The organism is Agrobacterium sp. GW821-FHT14E08 (assembly GCF_058803865.1).
This window is the reverse complement of the sequence record NZ_JBXAPJ010000001.1, coordinates 123994-149988: the sequence shown is the minus strand read 5'-3', so window position 1 is coordinate 149988 and position 25995 is coordinate 123994. Positions and strand designations below refer to the sequence as shown.

The 25995-nt window shown below is 60.3% G+C and carries 26 protein-coding genes; 11 read left to right on the top strand and 15 right to left on the bottom strand.

Annotation, left to right across the window (positions count from 1 at the left end; translation table 11 throughout):
* Positions 1-45 precede the first annotated feature (45 nt).
* From AC1ROR_RS00710 to AC1ROR_RS00685, 6 genes are all read right to left on the bottom strand, one after another.
* Complete coding sequence (locus tag AC1ROR_RS00710; RefSeq protein WP_003491769.1) at positions 46-1164, bottom strand: branched-chain amino acid ABC transporter substrate-binding protein; 1119 nt, start codon at positions 1162-1164, stop codon at positions 46-48.
* A gap of 119 nt (positions 1165-1283) precedes the next feature.
* A complete protein-coding gene (locus AC1ROR_RS00705) occupies positions 1284-1637 on the bottom strand; it encodes a DUF6867 family protein (protein WP_003491771.1) in 354 nt (117 codons plus the stop codon).
* Between the two features lie 168 nt (positions 1638-1805).
* Positions 1806-2534, bottom strand: coding sequence for an ABC transporter ATP-binding protein (locus AC1ROR_RS00700; RefSeq protein ID WP_003491772.1), 729 nt, complete (start codon positions 2532-2534; stop codon positions 1806-1808).
* Positions 2534-3400, bottom strand: coding sequence for an ABC transporter ATP-binding protein (locus AC1ROR_RS00695; protein ID WP_035219958.1), 867 nt, complete (start codon positions 3398-3400; stop codon positions 2534-2536). Before AC1ROR_RS00695 ends, AC1ROR_RS00700 begins: the two co-directional genes overlap by 1 nt.
* On the bottom strand, positions 3400-4797 hold the full coding sequence (livM, locus tag AC1ROR_RS00690) for a high-affinity branched-chain amino acid ABC transporter permease LivM (RefSeq protein WP_035219956.1): 1398 nt from the start codon (positions 4795-4797) through the stop codon (positions 3400-3402). The genes AC1ROR_RS00695 and livM overlap by 1 nt, the downstream gene beginning before the upstream one ends.
* Positions 4798-4801: 4 nt before the next feature.
* Positions 4802-5704, bottom strand: coding sequence for a branched-chain amino acid ABC transporter permease (locus AC1ROR_RS00685; protein ID WP_035219954.1), 903 nt, complete (start codon positions 5702-5704; stop codon positions 4802-4804).
* 343 nt (positions 5705-6047) lie between these two features.
* Here AC1ROR_RS00685 and cysQ point away from each other — a divergent pair, with 343 nt between their 5' ends.
* The 4 genes from cysQ (at position 6048) to AC1ROR_RS00665 (ending at position 9269) form a co-directional block, all read left to right on the top strand.
* A complete protein-coding gene (cysQ, locus tag AC1ROR_RS00680) occupies positions 6048-6824 on the top strand; it encodes a 3'(2'),5'-bisphosphate nucleotidase CysQ (RefSeq protein ID WP_498588327.1) in 777 nt (258 codons plus the stop codon).
* A gap of 410 nt (positions 6825-7234) precedes the next feature.
* Positions 7235-8278 (top strand): DUF2793 domain-containing protein, encoded by a 1044-nt coding sequence (locus AC1ROR_RS00675; protein WP_142168900.1) that lies wholly within the window; start codon positions 7235-7237, stop codon positions 8276-8278.
* Positions 8279-8469: 191 nt separating this feature from the next.
* A complete protein-coding gene (sciP, locus tag AC1ROR_RS00670; RefSeq protein ID WP_003491799.1) occupies positions 8470-8745 on the top strand; it encodes a CtrA inhibitor SciP in 276 nt (91 codons plus the stop codon).
* Between the two features lie 242 nt (positions 8746-8987).
* The gene (locus AC1ROR_RS00665) at positions 8988-9269 is read left to right on the top strand and encodes a GNAT family N-acetyltransferase (protein WP_003491801.1); all 282 of its coding nucleotides are present in this window, start codon (positions 8988-8990) and stop codon (positions 9267-9269) included.
* Between the two features lie 249 nt (positions 9270-9518).
* On the opposite strand, the gene AC1ROR_RS00660 is transcribed toward AC1ROR_RS00665, so the two are convergent.
* Both AC1ROR_RS00660 and AC1ROR_RS00655 read right to left on the bottom strand, forming a co-directional pair.
* Positions 9519-9722 carry a DUF1059 domain-containing protein gene (locus AC1ROR_RS00660; RefSeq protein WP_498588326.1) on the bottom strand — a complete coding sequence of 68 codons (204 nt, stop codon included), beginning with the start codon at positions 9720-9722 and terminating at the stop codon, positions 9519-9521.
* A 319-nt stretch (positions 9723-10041) separates the two neighbouring features.
* Positions 10042-10392, bottom strand: coding sequence for a flagellar export protein FliJ (locus AC1ROR_RS00655; protein WP_003491821.1), 351 nt, complete (start codon positions 10390-10392; stop codon positions 10042-10044).
* Between the two features lie 481 nt (positions 10393-10873).
* On the opposite strand from AC1ROR_RS00655, the gene ctrA reads away from it, so the two are divergent.
* Entirely contained in the window at positions 10874-11578 is a 705-nt protein-coding gene (gene ctrA, locus AC1ROR_RS00650; RefSeq protein ID WP_003522926.1) for a response regulator transcription factor CtrA, read from the top strand.
* A 138-nt stretch (positions 11579-11716) separates the two neighbouring features.
* Positions 11717-12232, top strand: a complete 516-nt coding sequence (locus AC1ROR_RS00645) for a GNAT family N-acetyltransferase (RefSeq protein ID WP_498588325.1) — start codon at positions 11717-11719, stop codon at positions 12230-12232.
* A 56-nt stretch (positions 12233-12288) separates the two neighbouring features.
* Here the strand turns inward: AC1ROR_RS00645 and AC1ROR_RS00640 are convergent, their stop codons facing one another.
* From AC1ROR_RS00640 to chpT, 3 genes are all read right to left on the bottom strand, one after another.
* Positions 12289-13335 carry an alpha/beta hydrolase family protein gene (locus AC1ROR_RS00640; protein WP_498588324.1) on the bottom strand — a complete coding sequence of 349 codons (1047 nt, stop codon included), beginning with the start codon at positions 13333-13335 and terminating at the stop codon, positions 12289-12291.
* A gap of 134 nt (positions 13336-13469) precedes the next feature.
* Positions 13470-13997: a GNAT family N-acetyltransferase gene (locus AC1ROR_RS00635; protein WP_035219941.1), complete on the bottom strand. Its 528-nt coding sequence runs from the start codon at positions 13995-13997 to the stop codon at positions 13470-13472.
* An 89-nt stretch (positions 13998-14086) separates the two neighbouring features.
* Positions 14087-14734, bottom strand: a complete 648-nt coding sequence (chpT, locus tag AC1ROR_RS00630) for a histidine phosphotransferase ChpT (protein ID WP_498588323.1) — start codon at positions 14732-14734, stop codon at positions 14087-14089.
* Between the two features lie 251 nt (positions 14735-14985).
* Between chpT and AC1ROR_RS00625 the strand changes: the two genes are divergently transcribed.
* Together AC1ROR_RS00625 and AC1ROR_RS00620 are read left to right on the top strand one after the other, a co-directional pair.
* The gene (locus AC1ROR_RS00625; RefSeq protein ID WP_035219939.1) at positions 14986-15582 is read left to right on the top strand and encodes a DUF1134 domain-containing protein; all 597 of its coding nucleotides are present in this window, start codon (positions 14986-14988) and stop codon (positions 15580-15582) included.
* A 273-nt stretch (positions 15583-15855) separates the two neighbouring features.
* Positions 15856-17085, top strand: a complete 1230-nt coding sequence (locus AC1ROR_RS00620) for a coiled-coil domain-containing protein (protein WP_498588322.1) — start codon at positions 15856-15858, stop codon at positions 17083-17085.
* Positions 17086-17279: 194 nt separating this feature from the next.
* Here the strand turns inward: AC1ROR_RS00620 and AC1ROR_RS00615 are convergent, their stop codons facing one another.
* Both AC1ROR_RS00615 and AC1ROR_RS00610 read right to left on the bottom strand, forming a co-directional pair.
* Positions 17280-18134, bottom strand: coding sequence for a TrmH family RNA methyltransferase (locus AC1ROR_RS00615; RefSeq protein WP_498588321.1), 855 nt, complete (start codon positions 18132-18134; stop codon positions 17280-17282).
* Positions 18124-18516 carry a hypothetical protein gene (locus tag AC1ROR_RS00610; protein ID WP_059754555.1) on the bottom strand — a complete coding sequence of 131 codons (393 nt, stop codon included), beginning with the start codon at positions 18514-18516 and terminating at the stop codon, positions 18124-18126. Before AC1ROR_RS00610 ends, AC1ROR_RS00615 begins: the two co-directional genes overlap by 11 nt.
* A 38-nt stretch (positions 18517-18554) precedes the next feature.
* Between AC1ROR_RS00610 and AC1ROR_RS00605 the strand changes: the two genes are divergently transcribed.
* The 3 genes from AC1ROR_RS00605 to rpoH all read left to right on the top strand — a co-directional run bounded on the left by AC1ROR_RS00605 (position 18555) and on the right by rpoH (position 21730).
* Complete coding sequence (locus AC1ROR_RS00605; protein WP_498588320.1) at positions 18555-19577, top strand: RluA family pseudouridine synthase; 1023 nt, start codon at positions 18555-18557, stop codon at positions 19575-19577.
* Positions 19578-19835: 258 nt separating this feature from the next.
* Positions 19836-20660 (top strand): class I SAM-dependent methyltransferase, encoded by an 825-nt coding sequence (locus AC1ROR_RS00600; protein ID WP_498588319.1) that lies wholly within the window; start codon positions 19836-19838, stop codon positions 20658-20660.
* A gap of 167 nt (positions 20661-20827) precedes the next feature.
* Positions 20828-21730 carry an RNA polymerase sigma factor RpoH gene (rpoH, locus tag AC1ROR_RS00595; protein ID WP_035228050.1) on the top strand — a complete coding sequence of 301 codons (903 nt, stop codon included), beginning with the start codon at positions 20828-20830 and terminating at the stop codon, positions 21728-21730.
* Positions 21731-22173: 443 nt separating this feature from the next.
* On the opposite strand, the gene AC1ROR_RS00590 is transcribed toward rpoH, so the two are convergent.
* The gene (locus tag AC1ROR_RS00590) at positions 22174-24492 is read right to left on the bottom strand and encodes a hypothetical protein (protein ID WP_498588318.1); all 2319 of its coding nucleotides are present in this window, start codon (positions 24490-24492) and stop codon (positions 22174-22176) included.
* Between the two features lie 70 nt (positions 24493-24562).
* Positions 24563-25861 (bottom strand): adenylosuccinate synthase, encoded by a 1299-nt coding sequence (locus tag AC1ROR_RS00585; RefSeq protein ID WP_035228045.1) that lies wholly within the window; start codon positions 25859-25861, stop codon positions 24563-24565.
* Positions 25862-25995: the final 134 nt, after the last annotated feature.

The window sequence follows — 25995 nt, the reverse complement described above, 5'->3', positions numbered from 1 at the left end:
CCCGGCATCGCTGCCGGGCTTCGATAGGCAATTATCCAGTAAGACTCACGTCCCCTGCTGGAAGTAGCTGAACTTGCCGTCCGGGCCCTTCTTCCACTCGTACATGACGTAGCCGGGAAGCTTCGGGTCGCCCTTCTCGTCGAAGGAGATGTCGCCGAGCGCGGTCGGGAAGGTGCCCTTCTTCAGAGCTTCGGCAACCTTTTCCGGCTCAACCGAACCGGCAGCCTTGGCAGCGCCGGCAATCGCCTGCAGGGCGGCGTAGGAGTAGAGGGTGTAGGCTTCCGGGTTGAAGCCGGCGGCCTTGAACTTCTCTACCAGTTCCTTGTTTTCAGGACGCAGCGTCGGATCGGGACCGAAGGTGTTGAGCGTGCCTTCGACAGCGTCGCCGGCGATGGAGGCGAGTTCGTTCGAGACGATGCCGTCACCCGAGATGAGCTTCGCCTTCAGGCCCTGATCGGCCGCCTGGCGGATGATCAGACCGGCTTCCGTGTGCAGGCCACCCCAATAGATAACCGTGACGCCGGCTTCCTTCATCTTGGAGATCAGCGCGGAGAAGTCCTTGTCGCCGACATTGACGCCTTCATACATGGCTTCCGTCAGGCCGGCCGCATTGGCTGCCTTCTTGGTTTCGTCGGCAAGGCCCTGACCATAGGGGGTCTTGTCGTGAATGATGGCGATCTTGGCGTCCTTGTAGTGGTCGGCCAGATACTTGCCGGCGATGCCGCCCTGCTGGTCGTCACGACCGCAGGTGCGGAAGGTGTTCCACAGGCCGCGCTCGGTGAAAACAGGGTTGGTCGCGGCAGGCGTTACTTCGAGAATGCCGTTTTCGGCATAAACTTCGGAGGCAGGAATGGAAACGCCGGAGTTGAAGTGACCGACGACGAATTTCACGCCATCAGCAACGAATTTGTTGGCAACCGAGATACCCTGCTTGGGGTCGGAAACGTCATCGCCCAGCACGATCTTGATCTGTTCGCCGTTGATACCGCCGGCAGCGTTGATGTCTTTCGCAGCCTGCTCGGCACCCTTCTGAAGCTGAGCACCGAAAGCAGCGTTCGGGCCGGTCAGCGGGCCGCCGACAGCGATCAGGACATCGGCCCAGGCCGAACCGCTGAAGGCGACCATGGCGGTCAGCGCAACGGCGGAAAGAAGAGACTTCTTCATTACTTTACTCCCAGTTCCTTTGGATGGGTTGGTTACTAGGGCCTGTTCAGTACCCACCTTCACTGAACAGGAAACTGTTCCACTCTGACGAGCATTGTGCAGCCGGACGAATCCGACTGTCAATCCTTCTTCTTATAGGAGAATGCCGACGTGCGATCGTAAAGCCAATAGTAGTTATTGACCATCTGGTTCGTCCGGCGCATGCGGAAACCGATGCTGGAAAAGACCAGAAGAAGAACGACGTCAAACACATAGTAAAAACCGTTTATGAACGGTCCGTTGAAGAGCGCATGATGCAGAAACCGCATGACGAGCCCCAATGCCAGCGTGTAGATGACCACACGCGGGTAACCACCCCAGCCATCGGCGACGGATTTTCCCGCGCGCCAGGCGGTCCAGAAACCCAGAAGAACAACCAATGCGCGCAGAATATAACGCACGCCGCTATCGGTCTCGAAAAAAAGGCCCTGCATCTCTTTCCCCATCAGTGCCGGGCGCGATGCGCCAGCCCTGCCTTGTCTGTCGTCCCGCCGTTTTCCCGGAGGGCATTTTATTGTTTACATCCCGCCGTTTGCCCGAAGGCCCGGCGGGATGCTGTTTGCAATCTTGCGCCGCAAAATTTTCGGCGCAAGTAAAATCTTTCAGTGCCGGCCGCCTTCCAGATAGGCGGCGCGTACCTGCGGATCGGCCAGCAGCTCCCTGCCCGAACCGCTCATCGTCACCTTGCCGTTGACCATCACATAGGCGCGGTCGGAAAGCTTGAGCGCGGCAAAGGCGTTCTGCTCCACGAGGAAGACCGTCAGCCCCTCCTCCTGGTTGAGTTTTTTGATCGCTTCGAAGATGCCCTTGACGATCAGCGGTGCGAGACCCAGCGACGGTTCGTCGAGAAGCAGAAGCTTCGGCCTTGCCATCAGCGCGCGGCCGATGGAGAGCATCTGCTGCTCGCCGCCGGAAAGCGTGCCGCCGCGCTGGCTCTGGCGCTCTTTCAGCCGCGGGAACATGACGAAGATTTTTTCGACGTCCTCTTTGAAATATTTGAGATTGTCGAGATTGGCGCCCATCTGCAGGTTTTCCAGCACCGTCATGCGCGGGAAAATCCGGCGGCCTTCAGGTGACTGGGCAATGCGTTTGCGGGCGATCAGATGGGTGGGCAGACGGGTAATATCCTCACCGTCGAAAGTCACCTGGCCGACACGCGCCTGCGGGCTGCCGCAGATGGTCATCATCAGCGTCGACTTGCCGGCGCCATTGGCGCCGATCAGGCTGACGATCTCACCCTTGTTGACTTCGACATCGACACCCGCCAGAGCGCGGATATTGCCATAATAGGTTTCGACACCCTGAACTTTAAGAAGCGGTTCACCAGACATCAGGCCGCTCCTCCGTCGAGTTCTTCCGCAATCACGTCTTCCACTTCATCATCCTCGACACCCAGATAGGCGGCGATGACCTTGGGGTCGTTCTTCACATGGTCAGGCGAACCGTCGGAAATCTTCTGGCCATATTCGAGAACCACGACATGGTCCGAAATCTGCATCACCACCGACATGTCGTGCTCGATCAGAAGCAGAGACGTCCCCTCGTCGCGGATACCGCGCAGCAGCGCGTTGAGGGCCAGCGATTCCTTCGGGTTGAGACCCGCAGCCGGTTCATCGAGGCAGAGGAGTTCCGGCCCCGTGCACATGGCGCGGGCGATTTCCAGACGGCGCTGCGCGCCATAAGGCAGGTCGCCGGCCGGATCATCGGCGCGGTCGGTCAGGTCGGCCTTGTCCAGCCAGTATTTGGCTTTCTCGATCGAGTTGTTGACCGCCTTTTTGTAGGCCGGCAGGCCAAGAAGGCCGAGAATGGTGTAACCCGAGGCCTTCATCAGCGCATTGTGCTGCGCCACCAGCAGGTTTTCCAGAACTGTCAGACCCGAGAACAGGCGGATGTTCTGGAAGGTGCGCGCCACCTTCGCCTTCTTGGTGATTTCGAAATCAGGCAGCCGCTCCAGAAGATGCGCCTCGCCATTTTGCTGGCGCATGGTGATCATGCCCATCGTCGGCTTGTAGAAGCCGGTGATGCAGTTGAAAACCGTGGTCTTCCCGGCACCGTTGGGACCGATAAGCGCCGTGATCTCTCCGCGCTTCGCCTCGAAGGAGAAGTCGTTGATGGCCATCAGGCCGCCGAAGCGCATCGAGAGATGTTCGACCTTGAGGATCGTATCATTTGCCATTGTTGTCGTTCCGGAAGCCATCAACCGTGACCTTCCTTGGTAAAGCTGCCGGAGACGGCCTTGCGTTCTTTGAGGAAGGCCGTGGGTTCACGCGAGCCGACGAAACCGCGCGGCTTGAACAGCATGACGATGACCATGGCGAGACCGAACAGCAGCATGCGGTAAAGTTCCGGCGTGAAATCGGGCCCGAAGACATGCTTCAGGAATTCCATTTCACGCAGCGCCTCGGTGCCGCCGACCATGACCAGCGCCGCAATGGCGATGCCCGTGAGCGACCCCATGCCGCCGAGAACGACGATGGCGAGGATGACGGCCGATTCCAGGAAGACGAAGCTTTCCGGTGACACGAAACCCTGACGCGCGGCGAAGAACGAGCCGGCGAAACCGCCGAACATGGCACCCGTCGCAAAGGCGGTGAGCTTGGTGATGACGGTATCGATACCGAGCGAACGGCAGGCGATTTCGTCCTCACGCAGCGCCTCCCAGGCGCGGCCGATCGGCATGCGGCGCAGCTTGATGGTGACATAAGCCGTCAGCATGCACAGAAGCAGGATCACGTAGAACAGGAAGATCTTGTAATAGGCCGACGACATCGACAGGCCGAAGGCCTTGGCGAAATTGTTCGACGCGCCGACATCGAAGGACCAGATGCCGAAGACGGACGCCTTGGCGATGCCGGAAATGCCGAAGGTGCCCTTGGTCACTTCCGTCCAGTTGAGCAAGACAAGGCGGATGATCTCACCGAAGGCGAGCGTGACGATCGCAAGATAGTCGCCGCGAAGCCGCAGGACCGGGAAACCGAGAATGATGCCCCAGAAACCCGCAAGAATGCCGGCAACCGGCAAAAGCACCCAGAAGGACAGGCCGAAATGGCTTGAGAGCAGCGCATAGGAATAGGCGCCGACGGCATAGAAGGCCACGTAACCGAGATCGAGCAGGCCGGCGAGGCCGACGACGATATTGAGGCCCCAGGCCAGCATCACGTAGATCAGGATCTGAATGCCGAAATTGTCGACAAATTTCAGCGAACCCTGAAAGCCGAACAATTGCACGGCGATCACGGGATAAAGCAGCAGCAGAACCAGCGCCAGTTTCAGGAAGTGCTTGTGGAAAAAGCCTTTTTCCTCGGAAATTTCCAGAATGCCGCTTTTGGCCTTGGCAAGCTTGCGGCGGTCCAGCGACGGCTTGATGAAGCCCACCATCAGGAAACGGCCGACGGCGGCAACACCCACGAAGACCGCCAGCAGGCCCCAGCGGGTGCCCCAGATGAGCTGGTTGTTGATGTCCTGATAGGTGACGATGCCGACGTAGAGAATGAACATGCCGAGCGAGACGATGCCCGCAAAGATGCCTTCCTTCACCGCCGTTGCCATCAGGCTCGGGTTGGAAGTGTCGTGTTCGGAAGCGATATTGGTCATGGTTTCACACCTTCTCGACTTCCGGACGACCGAGAATGCCGGTCGGCTTGAAGATCAGCACGAAAGCCAGGATGCCGAATGCCGCGACGTCCTTGTAGGCGATGGAGAAATAGGCCGACCAGAGCGACTCGATGAGGCCGATCAGCAGACCGCCGAGAACAGCGCCCGGAAGCGAGCCGATACCACCGAGAACGGCCGCCGTGAACGCCTTGACGCCCGGAATGAAGCCGTCATTGAACGAGGCGACGCCGTAATACATCAGATACATCGTGCCTGCGACCGAAGCGAGCGCCGCACCCATGATGAAGGTGATGGAGATCGTCTTGTCGACATCAACGCCCAGAAGCGCCGCCATCTTGCGGTCCTGTTCGGTGGCGCGCTGCGCCCGCCCGAGCGGTGTCTTGTTGACGATGTACCAGAAGGCGAAGAGCAGCACGGATGTCACCACCATGATGATGAGCTGCTTCAGCGAAACGGTGATCGCACCGAGATGGTAGCTTTCCGTCACCAGCGACGGGATCGGCTTGTTGCGCGGACCCTGCGTGACCTGGATGAAGTTGGACAGCGCGATCGACATGCCGATGGCGGTGATCAGCGGCGCCAGGCGGAACGAGCCGCGCAGAGGCCGGTAGGCGACGCGCTCGATGACCCAGTTCCACAATCCGGTCATCAGCATGGCGATGACCATCATCAAAAGCAGAAGAAGCGCCACCGGAATGCCGGCGACAAAAGATGTCACGACCAGAAAAACAATCAGCGCGGCGAAACCGCCAAGCATGAAAATATCGCCATGGGCGAAGTTGATCATGCCGATGATGCCGTAGACCATCGTATAGCCAATTGCGATGAGGCCGTAGATCGATCCAAGAGTCAGCCCGTTGATGAGCTGCTGGATAAAATACTCCATGTCTTTCCCCTGGGCATGACCTCTGATGAGCCACGCCTCGTTATGTTAATTATAGGGGAGCCCTCGCAAGCTTACCCCCAACACCAAAATGCATATCGTGTTCGTTAAAAATGTGAAGTCAAAAACGGGCGATCCTGCACAAAATTTGGAATTTCCACACCAGTTGCCCGTTTCCCGATCAAAAGAGCCATGATTTCGGCAGGAAGTGCTAAAAAAATAGCGACTGAATGCCTATTTTAGCCCTGTCGGCCGCCATTGTTTGACGGATGACGGCCAAAGGAGTAGCCAGGTTGTATAGCAAGGTCCCGCCACGGGGTGGCGATGGGATGGCAACGGCAAAGAGATGATCGACATATTGACGAAAGCGGCGCTGGACGCCGGGCAGGCGATCATGGCGGTCCATCGCGCCGGCCCGAATGTGTCCTATAAGGATGACTGCTCGCCGGTAACCGAGGCCGACCAGCGCGCCGAGACGATCATTCTTGAGGCGCTGGCCGCCAATTTTCCCGAAATTCCCGTTGTCGCCGAAGAGGCGGTCTCGAACGGCATCCTGCCGGAGACGGGCAAGGAATTTTTTCTGGTCGACCCGCTGGATGGAACCAAGGAATTCATTTCCGGCAAAGACGATTTCACCGTCAATATCGCCCTGATCAGAAACGGCGTTCCGGTGGCAGGCGTGGTTTACGCCCCCTGCCGCGGCCAGGCATGGACCGGCAAGGACGGCAGCGCCGAAAAACTCGCAATATCAGGCGAAGGTACGATCCTGGCGCGCCATCCCATCCGGGCCCGCCAGCGCGGCGCTTCGCCCGTGGCGCTGATCAGCCGCTCGCACTGTACGGCAAAAACGGAAGCCTTCGTCGCCGAACACGGGCTGAAAGACTGCATTTCCGTCGGCTCCTCGCTGAAATTCTGCATGCTGGCGGAAGGCGCGGCCGATATCTACCCCCGCTTCAGCCGCACCATGATGTGGGATACGGCCGCCGGCGATGCCGTGCTGCGCGCCGCCGGCGGCAGAACGCTGGATTGCGACGGCCAACCGCTTGCCTATGAGGTGAGAGGCGACGGCGAGGATGCGCTGGCCAATCCGGATTTCATCGCCGAAGGGGCGATGGCGGGGTAACCCCGAGAATACTTCATCTCTGGGAACTACCGCGACGCGCGGTATCAGATTTCTGTTTTGGTAAGCTTCGCGTATGCGGCTTCACCCCCCTCTGCCCTGCCGGGCATCTCCCCCTCAAGGGGGGAGATCGGCAAGGAGCTTTACCACCATTTTAGCCTCAAACGTCGAGATGGGCGAAACGTCGCCGCGAGTCGATCCCCCCCCCTTGAGGGGGAGATGCCCGGCAGGGCAGAGGGGGGTAAGCCCCATACGCCGAAGCCAGAACACCGCCTCTCCGTCCGATGCCGTTCCCGCAAACACAGAAACCACCCCAACCCCCATCAAACCGAAATAATCTCATCCCCGCTCATCCCCGCCCTGCCCCGCCGCATCAAAATCACGGCAGACGACACGAGCGCGGAAAAAACACCATGACGGAACAGACGGCGAGACTTCGGCTTCCCTACATCCTGCCCTCCCAGGCGCAGAAACACGTGACCCATAATGAGGCGCTGCAACGGCTGGACGCGATCGTCCAGCTGGTCGTCAGGGGTGTGGTCGCCGCACCGCCCGAAACCGCGCCGGAGGGAAGCTGCTTCCTGTTGTCCCCTGATGCCACGGGAGACTGGGTGGGCAACGGCGGAAGGCTCGCCTTCCGGCAGGATGGCGCCTGGCTCTCGATAATGCCGCAGCCCGGCTGGACGGCATGGTTTATCGACGAGGGGAAATATCGTGTGTTGCGGGAGGGCACATGGCAGGACATGCCGCTGCCCGCAACCGGCACGTTCCAAAGGCTGGGCATAGGCACCGAGGCCGATGCCAGCAACCGCCTGGCGCTCGCCGCCCCTGCCAGCCTTTTTACCCACGGCCAGGCGAATGGCAGCCATCGCATGGCGATCAACAAGGCAGCGAAAGCCGATACCGCATCGCTGCTGTTCCAGTCCGGCTGGAGCGGCCGGGCGGAAATGGGCCTTGCCGGCAGTGACGGCTTTGCAATCAAGACCAGCGCTGATGGCGCCACTTGGCATATAGCGCTTTCATGCAGCGCCGACGGCCGCGTCTCGCTGCCCAACCGGGCCATAGTGCTGGCAGGACTGCCGGCGGGCACGACAAAACCGGCCAACGGTTCGGCAGCGGGTTTTTCCCTGCTCTTCATCGATGAGGGCGGTTTTGCGCTCGGCGACCCGGTTGGCACGGGCGAAGGAAGGGAACTGATCGTTCCTGCAAAGGGTCTTTATCTCGCCATTCTGTCGCTTGCCGTAGCCTCCTCCTCCGGCCACCGGGTCTCGCTGTCGGTCAACGGCACGGCGGGCAATTGCAACATTGCCGGAAACGCCTCCAGCGCCGGCGCTTCACAATCGGCCACCTTCATTCTTCCGCTCAATGCCGGCGACCGCCTGCGGCTGCAGCATGAGGGATCGGCGGAATTTACCCATGGCAGCGGAAAAACGTGCCTTTCGCTTGCGGCGCTGTGAGGGAAACAACCGATGGACGATAAAAAATGCGATTTCTGGAAAAATTTTTCCCCCGCAAAATAAGGCGACTCGAACAAATCAGGCGAAACCGTTCAAATTCTTAATAAATTGTCTAGAGCTGCTTAGGCAATTTTTAAAGGTACGGGGCTAAAGTTCCCGTCATATGGTCTTGAGTTTGTATAGAGTGTCCAATGACCGAAATGATACGCCCACGAGTTAAATATGTCATCGGCCCCGATGGCAGCCCTCTGACGATTGCGGATCTTCCGCCTGCCAATACCCGTCGCTGGGTCATTCGCAGAAAGGCGGAGGTGGTTGCAGCGGTTCGCGGAGGACTTTTGAGCCTCGAGGAAGCCTGCGAGCGTTATACGCTTACCGTTGAAGAATTCCTGTCCTGGCAGTCCTCGATTGCCGATCATGGCCTTGCAGGCCTGCGCACCACGCGCATCCAGCAATATCGCCACTAATATTGCGCCCGCGCGGCAACGCGCCAAAGCCGAATTCTCAAAAACGCCCCGCCGGATTATCGACGGGGTTTTCGGTTTGATTTCGGATTTCTCCCCGCAAGGCCTGTCCTGCTTCGGTGAACCCTTCCTTCGGTAAAACCATTGTCGCCGGTTTGTGTCCGCTGCGTTCTCTTTCCCGCTGTTTCAATTCGGGCGCGAGCCGTTACAGTGGAAACAACGAACGCAACAAGGAGGCGAAAACCATGGACATTCTCAGCACCGAAACCGGATCGCACGGCGAATATTCGGCAACCGTCGAAGGCCACAAGGCCGAGATGACCTATTCCCGCACCTCCCCTTCGCTGATCATTATCGACCATACCGGCGTGCCCGATGCCCTGCGCGGCAAGGGCGTCGGCCAGGCGCTCGCGGCCCACGCCATCGACGAGGCCCGCAAGGGCGGCTGGAAAATCATTCCGCTCTGCCCGTTCTTCAAGGCCCAGACGCTGCGCCATCCTGAATGGGCGGATGTTATAAACGGGTAAGGGCGCTTAATTCTGTAAAAGGGCAGAATATTCACAAACGTCGCGGCATATTTCTTCTCCCCGAGGGGGAGAAGGTGGCCCGAAGGGTCGGATGAGGGGGCAACGTTGCCGGATATCTCTACCCTTGCCCCCTCATCCCGCTGCCGCGGACTTCTCCCCGGCGGGGAGAAGAAGCAAGCGGCATACGCCCCGGTCTCTCGCAACCCCTTCCCATCTTGCGTCATTCATAAGTACGCGTCGGTCCTCCCGTCACGCCACCTTCAGCGGCGGCATTCCGGCATGCATGCTCCTGCGGATTTCCTCGCGGAATTCAGCCGTGTCCTCGGCACCGTGCACTGCCACGGCATGCTGAACGGCCGCGTCCATCAGCTCCTCCGGCGTATCTGCGGAGATGGCGATGGTGCATTTGCTGTCACTGGGGAATTCGCGGCAATCGATATATTGGCGAGCCATTTCTTCCTCCCTGCTGTTACCGCCCGTGCCCACCCGCGCGGGGATATTCGGGACGCGCGCGTAAAACCTCCGGTTCTTGATCGGAACCCCGTTAAATTACGCCTTTCCCCCGTCCCGGACAATTGAAAACACCGAAATGCCCGCCCAGGGCCCCCGGCGGAAACCTGACCGGAAAAACCAGGTGCAGGAAAAACAAAAGGCCGCCTCAAAGGGCGGCCTTTTGTTAAAAAAATGCACGGCGTCCCGTCATTGAAAGCCGCCTCCTGATCCACCGGCAGCCGTCAATGAGGACGATCGTTCATCGAATTTGCGCCGGTCGTCAGGCGCGGGCGCGGATCGCTCCGTCGCGGTTTTCCAGTGCCGCGGCCTTTTCATATTCGGCCTGCACCTCTTCCAGCGAAGCTTCGGCGGCTTCCTGCTGGGCCTTCAGCTCGCGGATCGAGACCTGAAGATTATCGGCCCGCTGGCGCGCGGCCTTGGCGAAGGTCGGATAGGCGAAATGCGTCGGATCGGTAATGCCCGACTTGCTCTCTTCCAGAGATATCTGATGCACCAGTTCCTTTGCCATCCGCTCGAACTCGGACATCATCTGCTGCAGCTGGTTAAGCTGCCGGCGTTTTTCATTAACCTGAAATTCCTTCAGGCGAACCAGGCTGTCACGCGACTTCATACGCAATACTCCATGGATAGCGAGACCCGGATCAAAAAGGCACTATGCCCCCCTGATCGGCCCGTTTAACCCGCCCGTTCAACCGGCCGGGTTAACCCGTTGTGCCGGAATGATTCCTAAAAGTTACCCGGCGTTAATAAAAAACCGCCGCCGTTAACCTTTCGTTTACGGGCATCGTTAATGATAAACACGATCATTTAAGGGTCGGTAAATGCCAGGTCCAAAAAAACGGGCCAGACGATGTAAGAGTCGATTGAATCACTTAGCGGGAAATCCTCACGTTAAGCTTCAATTTTGGCGATGGTGGATTCACGTGCAAAAACAGCGAAATGCCTACTTTGCTTAATAAATTCGATACACCTTGCCAAAGGCAATTAGAATTTGTTAACCATTTGGTGGCAGCCTGCAAATCAGGCAACGTCTGGATCCGCATCGCGCGAGGCAATGTTTTACCGGTTCGCGGGCGGCAAAGGGGATAATTATGCGGGTTCTACTTATTGAAGACGACAGCGCGACAGCGCAGAGCATTGAACTGATGCTCAAGTCGGAGAGCTTTAACGTCTATACGACCGACCTCGGTGAGGAAGGCGTGGACCTCGGCAAGCTCTATGATTACGACATTATTCTTCTCGATCTCAACCTGCCCGACATGTCGGGTTACGAGGTCCTGAGAACCTTGCGCCTTTCCAAGGTCAAGACGCCGATCCTCATTCTCTCCGGCATGGCCGGCATCGAGGACAAGGTTCGCGGTCTCGGCTTCGGCGCTGACGATTACATGACAAAGCCCTTCCACAAGGATGAGCTTGTTGCCCGCATTCACGCAATCGTCCGCCGTTCCAAGGGCCACGCGCAATCGGTCATCGCCACCGGCGAGCTGATCGTCAATCTCGATGCCAAGACGGTTGAAGTGGGCGGCCAGCGCGTTCACCTGACCGGCAAGGAATATCAGATGCTCGAGCTGCTTTCGCTGCGCAAGGGCACGACGCTGACCAAGGAAATGTTCCTGAACCACCTTTATGGCGGCATGGACGAACCGGAACTGAAGATCATCGACGTCTTCATCTGCAAGCTGCGCAAGAAGCTCGCAAATGCCGCAGGCGGCGCAAACTACATCGAAACCGTCTGGGGCCGCGGCTATGTTCTGCGCGAGCCGGATGGCGCCACGGAATTCCTGGAAACCGCCTGACCCCTCAAGGACAGGACAGTTTTTAAAAGACCCGCTGGCGACAGCGGGTTTTTTGTTGTGATTTCAAGGGAGAAGCGACAACGTCATCGGCATGTAATGACAAGGGCCTAGCTACGCTCCCAAAAAGGACGAAGGCACATGAACCACCCTATCCCCACGCTTAAGACTGAACGCCTGACGCTGCGCCCATTGGTCATGGAAGACTTTCCTGCCTATCAGGACTTCATGGCGTCGCCGCGCTCCATGGGCGTCGGCGGGCCATATGACCTCTGGAAGACATGGGGCGTGTTCTGCCACGATCTGGCCAACTGGTACTTTTTCGGCCACGGCGCGCTGATGATCGATCGTGGTGACACGGGTGAATGCATCGGCCAGATCGGCATCAATCACGGCCCGCTCTTTCCCGAAAAGGAGCTGGGCTGGCTGCTTTACGATGGCCACGAAGGGCGCGGTTATGCTGCGGAAGCCGCTGTGGCAATGCGCGACTGGGCCTTCAAGACCCTGAACCTGCCAACCCTCGTCAGCTACGTCTCGCCGCAAAACCGCAAATCAGCGGCTGTCGCCGAGCGCATCGGTGGCGCCCTCGATCCATCGGCACCACGTTCCGACCCCGAAGACCTCGTTTATCGCTATCACCCGGCCAATGGCGCTTGAAAGATCGGGACGTCTCACGACCATCACGCCGCGTGGAGACGTCCCGGACACCGGTGTTAACGCATTTCGACTTTCAGGAAGCCGATAATTGCTTCCGCGATTTGCACATGGATGGCTGTGCGGTCCCGGCCTCCCCCGTCGCGGCAGACGAAACCTTCACCCGGCGAAAGCTCCTCCACGATTTTTTCGCCATTCGGTTTGCAAATCTGCATGAAGCTGAAATGGCTGGCGTCCGATATTTCCCGATAGAGGGTCGTCGCCTTCGGCAAATGGCGGGCGATATAGTCAGAATCGGCCTTGATGGCGGCAATCTCGGGTGTCTCGACACCCGCAGCCAGAACCAGAACCGGAACGTCCACACCTTGCAGCGTCTCCGGCAGAAAACCGGAAGCCGGCCCGAGATCGAGCGCGATGGCCGCCCGGATGCGAACATCGCTCAAATCCATCGAAAGGCGTGGATCTGCCTTGCCGTCACCGACGATCCCCACCTTGGCCAAAAGCCGGGGCGCCTTGCATTGCGGCGGCGCTTTCTCTCCATGGCAGTCCCTTAAGGCAAGTTCGGCGCTATAGCGGGCCCCGACCAGCTCCATCGCGGTCCAGCCCCCGAGAGAATGACCGATCACGGCAATACGCTTGCTGTCGATCTTGCCCGCAAGCCGATCACTGTCGAGCAGCGCCGTCAGCGTCCTGCTGATGTCGCGCGGCCGCTCCCAGAGGGGAACGATCTCCGTCGCATTCTCTTCGGTAAATGATTCGCCGTTATGATCCGGCGCAGCCACGACATAACCCTGCTGAACAAGTTCGCCGGCAATCCAGTTCAGATTGCGCCAGCTACCGCCAAACCCGTGCGACAGCAGCACGAGAGGACGCGCGCCGGCCAGGAGAGGGGCGGACGGCTGAACATCGAGACCGTAAAAGGCCGCGTTCTCGCCCACGACCTCGCTTTTGTCCGAGGGCGCCGCCGGATACCAAAATGAGACGGCAAGCGCTCTCGCGCCGGCCCCGTCAGGCAATTCTATCTGCCTGAAACCGATGGCGCTTTGCGCCATTGCCGCGTGAGCGGCGAAGAAAATGACGATTGCTGCCAGAAGAGAATGACGCATGGGATGCTCCAGAAGTTGATCTGGGCCAACCCCTGCCGCAAAACGCCTCCGCCTGAGACCTCAAACAGGTTTCAGGACGCCCTCAAACGCGATCGAGACAGCATCTTCACCGGACCGCCCCATGAATAAGGGCGCTAGGCCGCAGACAACCGCTCGAAAAGCCGCACGGGACTGTTCCGAAACATCGTATCGCGAAACGGCTGAAAGCCGAATCGGGCGGCAATGGCCAGGGAGGGGCTGTTCAGCGGATCGATCATGCAGACAGTCCGCTGCGAAATCCCGCGACTGTCGAACCATCCGGTTGCGGCCGCCACCGCTTCGGTCGCGGCACCCTTTCCGGCCAGTTCTCTGTCGATTTTCCACATCGCCTCCGGCACGCCGTCAAAATCCGCCCCGTTTCCGCGGCGCATATGGGCAAAACCCACCTCGCCCACGATGCGCCCCGTTTTTGCCTCCTCCACGACAAAGGGACCGAAGCCGAAGGCGGACCAGTGGCCGATGAAGCGCAGGAGGCGGGCAAAAGCGAGTTCCGCATCCAGCGGAGCAATCGATTTGACACCATCGATAGGCAGGACATCCGCGCCCCAGAAGGCGCAATAAAGCGCTTCATCCCCGATAGCATGCGGCCGCAGGATGAGGCGGGCGGTTGTCAGGCGTGTCATGAACGTGCTCCCCAAAACGGAAAAAAGGCCGGTGCGTCGGCAGACGCAGCCCGGCCCTTTCCTGAAAAATCATGCCCGCAATTGAACGGTCACTCGGCAATCGTTTTCGCGGTGAAGACGATGCGATCCTCATGCACCTTGTATTCCACCGCCATATTGGCCTCTTCGGCCAGAAGCAGCGTGTAATAGGGCTGCACGGAATGGGCATCGACGGCCTCTTCCAGCCTGCCTTCGTAAATCTCGGCGAATTTGGCCGGAACGCGCATCATCCGGCCCTTGACGGTGATTTCGAACTTGGCTTCACCGTCGGGGCTTTCCAGCAGCACATCCACATTGCCGCCGCGCGGGATTGCGCCATAAGCGACGAGGAAGAGGTTGAGCAAGAGTTTGACACGATTCTTCGCAACGATGGCGCGCGGACCGTTCCAGCTGACTTCCGCTTTCTTTTCGGCGGCGGCGAAATCCTTGGCGGCTTTTTCGGCCTCGCCCGTATCGATCGAAGCGCCGGCGGAACCCGACGCACCGAAAGCAAGGCGGGCGAACTTCAGCCGCACGGATGCGTTAAGGGCTGACGTGCGGATGAGATCGAGCGCATCGTCATCCGTGCCGCCCTCGTCCAGCAGTTCGAGGCCGTTATTGATGGCGCCAACAGGAGAAATCACATCATGGCACACACGGCTGCACAGAAGAGCCGCCAGATCGGGACCGGACAGCGTGATATTGAGTTTGCTCGTCATAAAATTCTCTCCTGCGCAAGGGAGGCGCGGACGGTGTGGAAATTGTTAAGCCATAATGACACCATATTTGGTAAACCGATTGTTAATAGGATGGTTTCAAAATGCCAAATGCCTTAACAGGCCACATTGGAGCCCCGTGTATCCGCTAGGACGCACGACAGATGCTGTAGAACTTTGACTCTACGCGCCGGCCCCTGCGAAAACCGATTCGGTTTTTCGGGCTGATGCGTTAACAAAACAGACGGACGGACATGACGATGCGCCTTACGAAAACCCGCACCATTGCACGCCTCGGACTGGGAAAGATTGTCGCGCTCCTTGCGAGCCTCCTGATGTGGGTCGCACCGGCAGCGGCCCAGAACAGCGATCAATATTCCATGCAGGAAGTCGTGGATGCAGGCCACGGATTCTTCGGTGAAACCACCGGCGGCCTTGCCAAGGTGGTGGAGCGCGCCTTCCAGCAATACGGTCTTCCGAACGGTTACATTCTCGGCCAGGAAGGCTCCGGCGCCTTCGTTGCCGGCCTCACCTATGGCGAAGGCACGCTTTACACCAAGAATGCCGGCCAGCACCCTGTCTTCTGGCAGGGTCCTTCGCTCGGGCTTGATTATGGCGGCCAGGGCACCCGCGCCATGATGCTGGTCTACAACCTGCCCTCGGTCGACGCGCTTTACCGCCGTTTCGGCGGCGTCAGCGGCTCGGCCTTCATCGTCGCCGGCGTCGGCATGACTTATCTGAAGAGCAGCGATGTCACGCTGGCACCCATCCGCACCGGCATCGGCGCGCGCCTCGGCATCAATGTCGGTTACCTGAAGCTCACCCAGCAGCCGACCTGGAACCCCTTCTGATAAGACGGGACGGTGCGGCATCTTTCTTCTCCCCGCCGGGGAGAAGGTGGCCCGAAGGGTCGGATGAGGGGGCAACCTTGCCGTATCCCTCTATCCTTGCCCCCTCATCCCGCTGCCGCGGACTTCTCCCCTAGGGGAGAAGAAACAAGCGGTGCCGACACCGCCTGTGCAATTGCCGGGAGCCCCCTCCCCACGGTTGCAATAATAGCGTAACGTGCTTTCGCGCCCCTCTTTCCGAATGCGCGCGTATCTGAGTTTCGGAGACTGTCCCGCGTGATCGAATATGCCATTCTTTTCGGATTGGGTTTTCTCACCGCAACCCTGCTGGCTCTGATGATCGCGCCCGCGATCCATCGCCGCATCGTCGCCTATACGGAAAACCGCCTGCGCGCGACCATGCCCATCAGCCCGCAGGAAGTCCGCGCCCAGAAAGACATGGCGCGCGCGCTGTATGCGGCCGAAAACGCCAAGGTCCGCCAGGAACTGGACACCGAACGGGAGAAGAACACCTCGCTGCGCCTCGCCAACGAGGCTGCCTCCAGCGACGCCTACCGCCTTGGCGAGCAGAATCGCGGCTTTTCCCTGAAAATCGAGGAACTGACGCTGGAGATCGGCGAATTGCGCGCCGCCCTCGATGCCAGCGAAGAACGCGCCGGCACCATACAATCGAACCTTCTGCAGCAGGAACAGGCCGCAAACGAGCGCGCCACGCAGATGTCGGACCTCACCGCCCGCCTGACCAACCTGACGCGCGAACTGGATGATTCGAAAATCACCGCCGCGACCCGCGACCTTGAGGCGGAGCAGGCCAAGCAGAGCGCCACGCGTTTCCGCAAGGAAGGCGAGACCGCGACCCGCGAATTGCAGGATGTGGCGGCCCGCAACAAGGAGGCGATGACGGCGGTTGCCCGCGAAAGCCGCAAGGTCACCCGGCTGGAAGAACAGGTCGCGACCGTCATGGCGAAAAACGCCGATCTCGACACGATGCTGACGCTGCGCAACCAGGAGGTCGCCCGCCTCAAGGAACAGCTGGCCGCAACCGGTGGCCGCAGCAACGACATGATCATTCGCCTGCCGAACCCGGCCGTGCCGGTCGAGAAAACGGTTAACCCGCCGCAACCGGCGGCCCCTGCCCCAGTCGCCGCGCTTGAAACCGCACCCGCCGACGAAGAAGAGGCGGCACCGGCAATGGCCGCAGAGGAACCAGCCCCCCCCGTCGTGACGGAATCAGCGGCGTCGCAAGGTCTGGAGCAGGAAATCGAGGATATCCGCAATCAGGGAACGGCGCTCACCGAACGGCTGCTGAACGTACGCGGCACGGGCAATGACGAACCGATCCGCCGCGAAATCGCAAGGATTGCCGCCGAGATGATCGCGCTCACCGCCGCGCAGGAGGGCGAAAAATCGCCCATTCCGGCGCTGCTGGCCAAGGCCTCTGGCTCATCGGGGCGGGAGAGCCTTGCGAAGCGGGCGAAGGTAGTGATGGAGAAGCGGAAACACTAGGCCCTCGGCGGGTGTGGTTTACCCCCCTCTGCCCTGCCGGGCATCTCCCCCTCAAGGGGGGAGATCAGCTGGGAGCTAACCCTCGCGCATTCGCAACGTTAGAGATGGTCTGAAGAGTGCCGCATATCGATCTCCCCCCTTGAGGGGGAGATGCCCGGCAGGGCAGAGGGGGGTAAGCCGCATACGCCTCGGCATCACACCCGCCCTATCGCCCCCGCCATCTGATAAAGCGCCAGCCCCGAAGCCGTCCCCGCATTCAGGCTGTCCAGCTGCGGCGACTGCGCAATCCGCGCCGTGTGAAAACGCGAGAGCACCGATTGCGGCAACCCCTCGCCTTCGGTGCCGATCACCAGCGCCATGCGCTCGGATCGAGGAATGTCGCGTATTTCGGTCTTGCCATTGGGCGAAAGGCTCCAGATCGCAAACCCGGCCTCCGAGAGCCGCTCCAGCATCTCCACCGCGCCGCCGCCGCGATGATAAGGAACCGACAGGACCGAACCAACGGACACCCTGAGTGCCTTGCGATAAAGCGGATCGCAGCAGGTCTCGTCCAGAAATACCGCATCGGCATAAAACGCCGCCGCGTTACGGAACATCGCACCGAGATTGTCGTGGTTGGAAATGCCGCAGCCCACGAGCACCAGCGACGAGGCGGGAAGCGCCGCCGTCATCTCCTCCAGCCCGCGATCCTGAACCCGCCGTCCGAGCGCCAGAATGCCGCGATGCAGGTGGAACCCAACAATGCCATCCAGCACCGGCGCTTCGGCCACATAAACAGGAACATCATCAGGGAAATCGGCAAGGATATCGGCGACACCGGCAAGCCGGTTGCGAAGGATGAGGATGCTTTCCGCCGCAAAGGCACCGCCCGCTTTATGGGCGGCGGCCAGCATGCGCAACACCACCGTGCCTTCGGCAATGAAGCGGCCCTGACGCCCGGTCAGGTCGCGCTCGCGAATATCGCGAAAGGCGGCGATGCGCGGATCGGCCGGATCGTCGACCGGGATCAACGCCCGGCCGTCCAGCAGATTATTGGCTTCACTGGCCATCGACCGTTACATCGGCAAGGAACCGGCCGGCCGCGACGTTGAAGACCAGCGCCTTGCGGGTGCCATTGGCCAGCCTGCCATAAAACAGCATGTCGCCGCCGGAATAGCTGACATTGTCGATCACAAAGCCCTGCGGCAGGCTGGCGGTGACGGCCAGCGGCCCATTGCCGGTGGGAACCGCGAGGTTCGGCGCTTCGCTCTGCGTCTGGACGGCCTTCGACGGCCCCATCGCCTTGTAGACAACCGCACCGAAGACGGCCATAAGGCTGATAAACATCACGGAGCCCGACACGATCTGCAAACGGATCATCTTGCGGCGAACTTTTTCCATGGCCGGATCAAGCGGCTTGTCTTCCTGTTCGTCTTGCTCGATCTGCGTCATCGGGTTCCCTGAAATGCTGATGGATCGGAAAAATAAGAATGAACGACCCCTTTAAACAAGGCGGAGACGCAAGGAAAGTCCTGATTGCCGGGGAAGACGCCGAAGGCCGCCTGGATTCCTGGCTGGCGGGCGAAGTCGGCGGCGATCTGTCACGCAGCCGTATCAAGGCGCTGATCGAGCAGGGCGCGGTTCTCGTCAACGACAAGCCGGTGACGGAGCCGAAAAAGAAGGTGCATCCGAAAGACCGCATCGCGATCGTCATGCCGGAGCCGGAAGACCCCGAGCCGCAGGGCGAGGATATTCCGCTCGACGTTGAATATGAAGACGAAGACCTGATCGTGCTCGTCAAGCCGGCCGGTCTCGTCGTGCATCCGGGCGCCGGCAACTGGACCGGAACGCTGGTCAATGCCCTCATCCACCATTGCGGCGACAGCCTTTCCGGCATTGGCGGCGTCAAGCGGCCGGGCATCGTGCACCGGCTGGACAAGGAAACCTCCGGTGTCATGGTCGTGGCGAAAAACGACAATGCCCATCGCCATCTCGCCGCGCAATTTGCCGATCACGGCCGCACCGGACCGCTCGAGAGGGCCTATAAGGCCGTCGTCTGGGGTCGCCCGCGCACCCTGCGCGGTACCATCGACGCCGCACTTGGCCGCGGCGCAGACCGCACCAAACGCGCCGTCAAGCGTGAGGATGCCGATGATGCCCGCGAGGCGATCACCCATTACGAGGTGATGGAACGTTTTCACGAACGGTCCGACGCTTCCTGCCTCGCCTCCATGGTGGAATGCCGGCTGGAGACGGGCCGCACGCACCAGATCCGGGTGCATATGGCCCATATCGGCCACCCGCTGATCGGCGATCCCGAATATGGCGCGGCCTTTCGCACCAAGGCGAACCTGCTTGAAGAGCCGGCCAGAAGCACCGTCAACCGCTTCCCGCGACAGGCGCTGCATGCCTATCTTCTGGCCTTCGAACACCCCCGCACCGGCGAAGTGATGGAGTTCGAAACCGACATGCCGGATGACATGCAGGAGCTGCTTACCGCCCTGCGCAGCTGAAAACCTGCATGGCGCGGTCAAAAAAACCGCGCCTCCCATCTCGCCGGAAGCCCCGGATAATAAAAAAAGATTAGCGGATAGCGATATTCCGCAGTCGGTCCTTTTTATAGACCGCCCCAATTTCGCTTCAATCATCGCACCTCCTCGGCCCCCGCAAGGCTTGAAACCTGCCGAGCAACAGACGCCGCAGGGGGACGCCTTTCGTTCGATCCGCCTCCCCTCGAACGGAACCGGCATGATGACGGGAATCTATCGCGCATGAACATCGATGAACGCCGGTTTATATTTCAGGATTTGCGCAGCGTCGAAGGCTATATCGATCCGCCCGATGCGCTTGTTTTCAAGGCGCTGCTGCAGGCGCAGACCAGAAACCAGTTTGAAGGCGGCATGGCGGAAATCGGCGTTTATTATGGCCGCTCCTATTTCCTGCTGCGCAAATTCGCGCAGGGGCAGGAAAAGGTTCTGGGTGTCGACCTGTTCGAAATGGACCCGCCGGAGGATGGCAGCCTCGACCAATATGACCGCCTGATGGAAAACGGCCGGCGGCTGGGCTTTGCGATGGATGAGGACCTGATCATCAAGGGTGACAGCACCCGGCTCGCACCCGCCGACATCACCTCGCGGATCGGCCCCGTGCGCTTCTTCAGCATTGATGGCGGGCACCACCTGCACCATGTTCTGGCGGATGCGAAGCTGGCGATGGAGGTGATCGCCCCGCATGGCGTCATCGTCTTCGACGACACTTTCAATCCCGCCTGGCCGGAAGTGACGGTGGGGGTTGCCGATTTCCTGCGCACCCATGGCCACAGCCTCGCCTGCTTCGCCATGACCAAATATAAAACCTATGTCTGCCGCCGCGAGTTTCACGCGGTTTACGCCGGTGCAATTGCCGAGGAACCCGACTTGCGGGCGCTTGGCCATGCCGAAACGCAGTTTCTCGGCTCTGCCGTCGTGCGTCTGCATAACCCCATGCGCAGGCGGGTAATGTATGAGCTGATGATACGTTCAGGACTGGGTGGATTTTCGGAACGAATCTACCGCTCGAAAGTTAAACAGGTCAGAGACAGTTTCGCCGGAACATAACGTATGTGTGAACGCAGCGTTCGCTTGAAACGCGGCGGGTGCATACATATCTGTCACATGGGTTCGTGCGGGGTCGGTAACGACCCGCAGCTTACGGTGTGCCTCGGGCGGGCGATTTGCCAGGCCAAAGAGGGTACCGTTCCAGACCATAGATAAGGGGGTGCTTTATGGCCCGCAATAGTTTGCCTACGATTACCGCCGGCGAAGCCGGTCTCAATAGATATCTCGACGAAATCCGTAAATTTCCGATGCTGGAGCCGCAGGAAGAATACATGCTTGGCAAGCGTTACGCCGAGCATGGTGACCGCGACGCCGCCCACAGGCTTGTCACCAGCCATCTTCGTCTCGTCGCCAAGATCGCCATGGGTTACCGCGGTTACGGCCTGCCGATCGGCGAAGTCGTGTCCGAAGGCAATGTCGGCCTGATGCAGGCGGTGAAGAAGTTCGATCCGGAACGCGGTTTCCGTCTGGCCACCTATGCCATGTGGTGGATCAAGGCCTCGATCCAGGAATATATCCTGCGCTCATGGTCGCTGGTGAAGATGGGTACCACCGCCAACCAGAAACGCCTGTTCTTCAACCTGCGCCGGCTCAAAGGCCGTATCCAGGCGATTGACGATGGCGATCTGAAGCCGGAACACGTCAAGGAAATCGCCACCAAGCTGCAGGTGTCGGAAGAAGAAGTCATCTCGATGAACCGCCGCCTGCATGGCGACGCCTCGCTGAATGCGCCGATCAAGGCCTCCGAAGGCGAATCCGGCCAGTGGCAGGATTGGCTGGTGGACGACCACGACAGCCAGGAAGCCGTGCTGATCGAGCAGGACGAGCTGGAAACCCGCCGCCGCATGCTGGCGAAAGCCATGGGCGTGCTGAACGACCGTGAACGCCGCATCTTCGAGGCCCGCCGCCTCGCGGAAGACCCGGTAACGCTGGAAGAACTCTCGTCCGAGTTCGACATCAGCCGCGAACGCGTGCGCCAGATCGAGGTTCGCGCCTTCGAAAAGGTTCAGGAAGCGGTGCAGAAGGAAGCGTTGGAAGCTGCGCGCGCATTGCGCGTGGTGGATGCGTAAAGCATATCCAGCAAAAGTGCGGAGCGGTTTGCGTCCGTGCCATGGATCATCCTCGGCCCTCGGCCGGGGATTTTTTGTTGGTAAAAGGCTGACGACTGGAAATGGCCTGCCATCCGAGACCGGCGATTGCGCTGGAGGAAAACCGGCAGGAAAAATATCCATGCTTCGGGGGATGCCGCTTACCCCCCTCTGCCCTGCCGGGCATCTCCCCCACAAGGAGGGAGATCGGCAAGACGCTCTACCGCCGCTTCATCCTCGTCCGTTGAGTTGGTCGAGACCTCGCGGCATATAGATCTCCCCCCTTGTGGGGGAGATGCCCGGCAGGGCAGAGGGGGTGAGCCACACCCACCGGCACCAACTAACCCACCCATCACCCGACAAACGCAAAGACACCGTCGTAGCCATATAACGAAAAAGGGCGACCCGAGCCGCCCTTTCAATCCTCACTGTCCGCCGGCAGCCGGCGTTGCAGCGGCCCATTCGCTGAGCGCCTTGTCGAAGGCGGCGATGCCGTCATTGCCCTTTTGCAGGGTCAGCAGTGCGCGCCGGCCGTTGCGATAGGAAACCGGAATATCGATCCAGTTGCGGCTCTTCAAAAGCTCCAGATTCGTCTTCATCGCATCCGGGAAGTCGTTGAGCGCGATCATGTGGAAATCATCGGTGATCTTGGCCGGAACCGCAATCAGGGCGTTGCCACGATCCTGCTCCGTGCTCTTCATCGCGATGCGCTGGACGCTGTCGATCGCACCACCCTCGAAGCCGGGCGAAACCGAGAAGACGATCTCGATCAGATGGCTTGCGGGCAGAGACGGGTCGGTGTTACGCTTGAAGGTGATCAGCGCGCTGAGGCCACGGCCGGGAACGGTGATCTGGCCCTGCACGGTCGGCGAGGGTTTGCCGTCCGCGTCGTTTTCCTGCTGCAACGACCAGGAAACGCTGCCCTGAATGGCGGTCGGAACCGTCTGGCCCAGCACTTCCTCGTAAAGGAACATGCGGTCCCCGGTGGCGGCAGCGGCGGGCTGCTGCGCCGGCGGCGTGCCGGCAGGCGTTCCCGCGGGCGCGCCCGCAGTATTGGCCGGAGCCTCACCCGCAGGCGGCGGCGCGACGTTCTGTTCGTAGACCGACTGGCCTTCCGCCGTCACCGGCTGGCCATTGGCACCCGGAGCAGGCCCTTCGTCACGCTCTGTCCCGTCGGCCAGAAGCCGCTGGGTGAATTTCGTGCCGGTGACGGAACCGTCGTCACCATGCGGCTGCGCCTGGTGGTTGGTCGGATTTGTCGCGGGTTGCTGCCCGGTCGCCGGTGGCTGCTGGCCGGCCGGCGGCGTGGATGTCTGCGTCTGCGCCGTATCGGGCGAAGGTGTCTGGGTTTCCCCGCCCTTCTGTGCCGATTGCACCAGGCCGCCAACCATGTCGTTCAGCGCGTCACGGTTTTGCCAGAGCGCATAACCGCCGCCGGCAAGAAGCCCGACACCGACAAGGGCAAGCACCAGCGACGCATAGTTGCGGCGCGGCTTCTTCTTGACCATGTAGGCCGGTGTTGTGGCCCCCGCGCCCAAAGCGGGCGTTTCATCCGCAGTCGCCCGATTGGAGGAGGACGCGCCGTCGTAACCGATCAGCTCGTCCAGATCGTCCCAGGGGGTGCGCTCCTTGTTTTCCTTGGCCGCGGCCCGGTCATCAAAGGGATCATTATCGGCGCGCGGCAGCGCCGGCGCGTCCTTCGCGGGAATGGCAATATCCGTGTCCTGGAAATAGGACGAGAAATCCTCGACGACGGCCGCTTTTTTCGGAGCCGTGTCTTCCGCCTGACGGGGTTCGGAAAAATCGCCCTGTCCGCCGAAAATCGGATCGTGATCAACACCGGCACGATGGCCGGCATGCTCTTCCTCATTGCGCCTTTCAGGCTCGAAGCTCACATCCGGGGCCTGATAATGCTGCGCGGCATAACCGGCGACAACAGGACGTTCATCCCGCTCGTTGCGGACTTCGGCATAGTCCTCAGCGGCCGGGCGGACTTCCTCATCCTCGGCTTGATCAAGCTTGCGCCAATCATCCTCGTCAACCGGCTGCGCCCAATGGGGCGGCACGGAATCGTCGGCATGGACAGGCGTTGTTTCAGGCGCGATATCGCGCTCGGCTTCCGGCTGATAAGCCGGTTCCTCTTCCGCTCGGGTAAAATAGGTGCCGACCTCTTCATGGGAAACGGCAGCATGAGCCGGCGCCACATGAACGGGTTCCGGCGCGTCGTAAAGCTCTTCCGGCTCGCGCTCCGCGTAACGTTCCTCGTCATGCGAAGCAGCGGTGGAAACGGGCGTCTCGTGGAGAGGCTCTTCCTCACGGGCGGGTTCTTCATAAACCGGCTCGGGCTGCGCGGCCACAACCGGGGCAGGCTCTTCCTCAACCGGCTCGTACCGTTCCTCCTGCCGCTCGGCGGCATGGTCCGGCTCGGCGGCATGGGCTTCGGGTTCGTCGGCAACATCCTGTTGATAATAGGATGTTGCCGTCTCTTCGGCCGCCGGCTGGAGGGTATCATCGTCCTCCAGCGCCGGAAGCGCCTCGGCATATTCGCTGTCCACCTCGGCAATGGCGGCGTCCAGCTTGGCGATCTGCCGGCGCAACAATTCTTCCGGCGGACGTGGCTTCATATTCTCGAGTTGGCGCACAACCGCACTGCGCGCCTTGTCGTAAACCTTCGCCCGGTTTTCGGGAGTATTGTTCGCCAAGCCATCCACGGCCTTGCGAATGACTGCTACAAAATCCGCCATAAGCACTTTCTCGTCGTGACCGGCGACGTACCGGCCCGATATGGTTTATGAATCTAGATCGCCGAGGACATTAATCCTCAAACGGATCAGTCACAAGTATGGTGTCGTCACGCTCCGGACTTGTCGACAGAAGCGCGACAGGCGCCCCGATCAATTCCTCGACCTGACGGACATATTTGATTGCCTGAGCAGGCAAATCCGCCCATTTTCGGGCACCGACGGTGGATTCTTTCCAGCCTTCCAGTGTGACATAGATCGGCTCGACCCGCGCCTGCGCGCCCTGGCTCGCCGGAAGATGGTCGATTTCCTGCCCGTCAAGCTTGTAGCCGACGCAGATTTTCAGCTCGTCGAGACCGTCAAGAACGTCGAGCTTGGTGAGCGCAATGCCGGTAATACCATTGGTGGCGACCGACTGGCGCACCAGTGCGGCATCGAACCAGCCGCAGCGGCGCTTGCGGCCGGTGACGGTGCCGAATTCATGGCCCTTTTCGCCCAGGAACTGGCCGATCTCGTCGTTCAGCTCGGTCGGGAACGGACCTTCGCCGACGCGGGTGGTGTAAGCCTTGGTGATGCCGAGAATATAACCCAGCGAACCCGGACCCATGCCCGAACCGGCAGCGGCCTGGCCAGCGACTGTATTGGACGAGGTCACATAGGGATAGGTGCCGTGGTCGATATCGAGCAGCGAGCCCTGCGCACCTTCGAACAGGATGCGCGCACCGGCGCGGCGCTTCTTGTCGAGCAGCAGCCAGACGGTTTCGCTGAAGGGCAGAATGCGCTCGGCAATCGAGCCCAGCTCTTCCATGATCGTCTCATGCGAGACTTCGGCAGCGCCGAAACCGCGGCGAAGCGCATTGTGATGCGTCAGGATGCGATCAACCTTGACCGAAAGCGCTTCCATGTCGGCGAGATCCATCACACGGATGGCGCGACGGCCGACCTTGTCTTCGTAAGCCGGGCCGATGCCGCGACGCGTTGTGCCGATCTTGGTGCCGCTGTTGGAGGCAGCGTCTTCGCGCATGCCGTCCAGCTCGCGGTGGAGCGAAAGAATGAGCGTGGCATTGTCGGCAATGCGCAGGTTTTCCGGCGTGACCTTGACGCCCTGAACTTCCAGACGGCCGATTTCGGCGATCAGCGCATGCGGATCGACCACGACGCCATTGCCGATGACGGCGAGCTTGCCGGGACGCACAACGCCGGACGGCAGAAGCGAAAGCTTGTAGCTGACACCGTCGATGACAAGCGTATGGCCGGCATTATGGCCGCCCTGATACCGCACGACGACATCTGCCCGCTCGGACAGCCAGTCGACAATCTTGCCTTTGCCTTCGTCGCCCCACTGCGAGCCGACCACCACAACATTCGTCATTTCTTGCTTTCCTGCTCATGGCGCTCGCGCGCCCGATAACCCGATGGGAAACCCAAACCCGCGAATGTATACTGTGTTGTTTTACGGAAAGCGACCCTGTTTCTTATGGTGAATTTTGCTTTTTCCGTGACAAA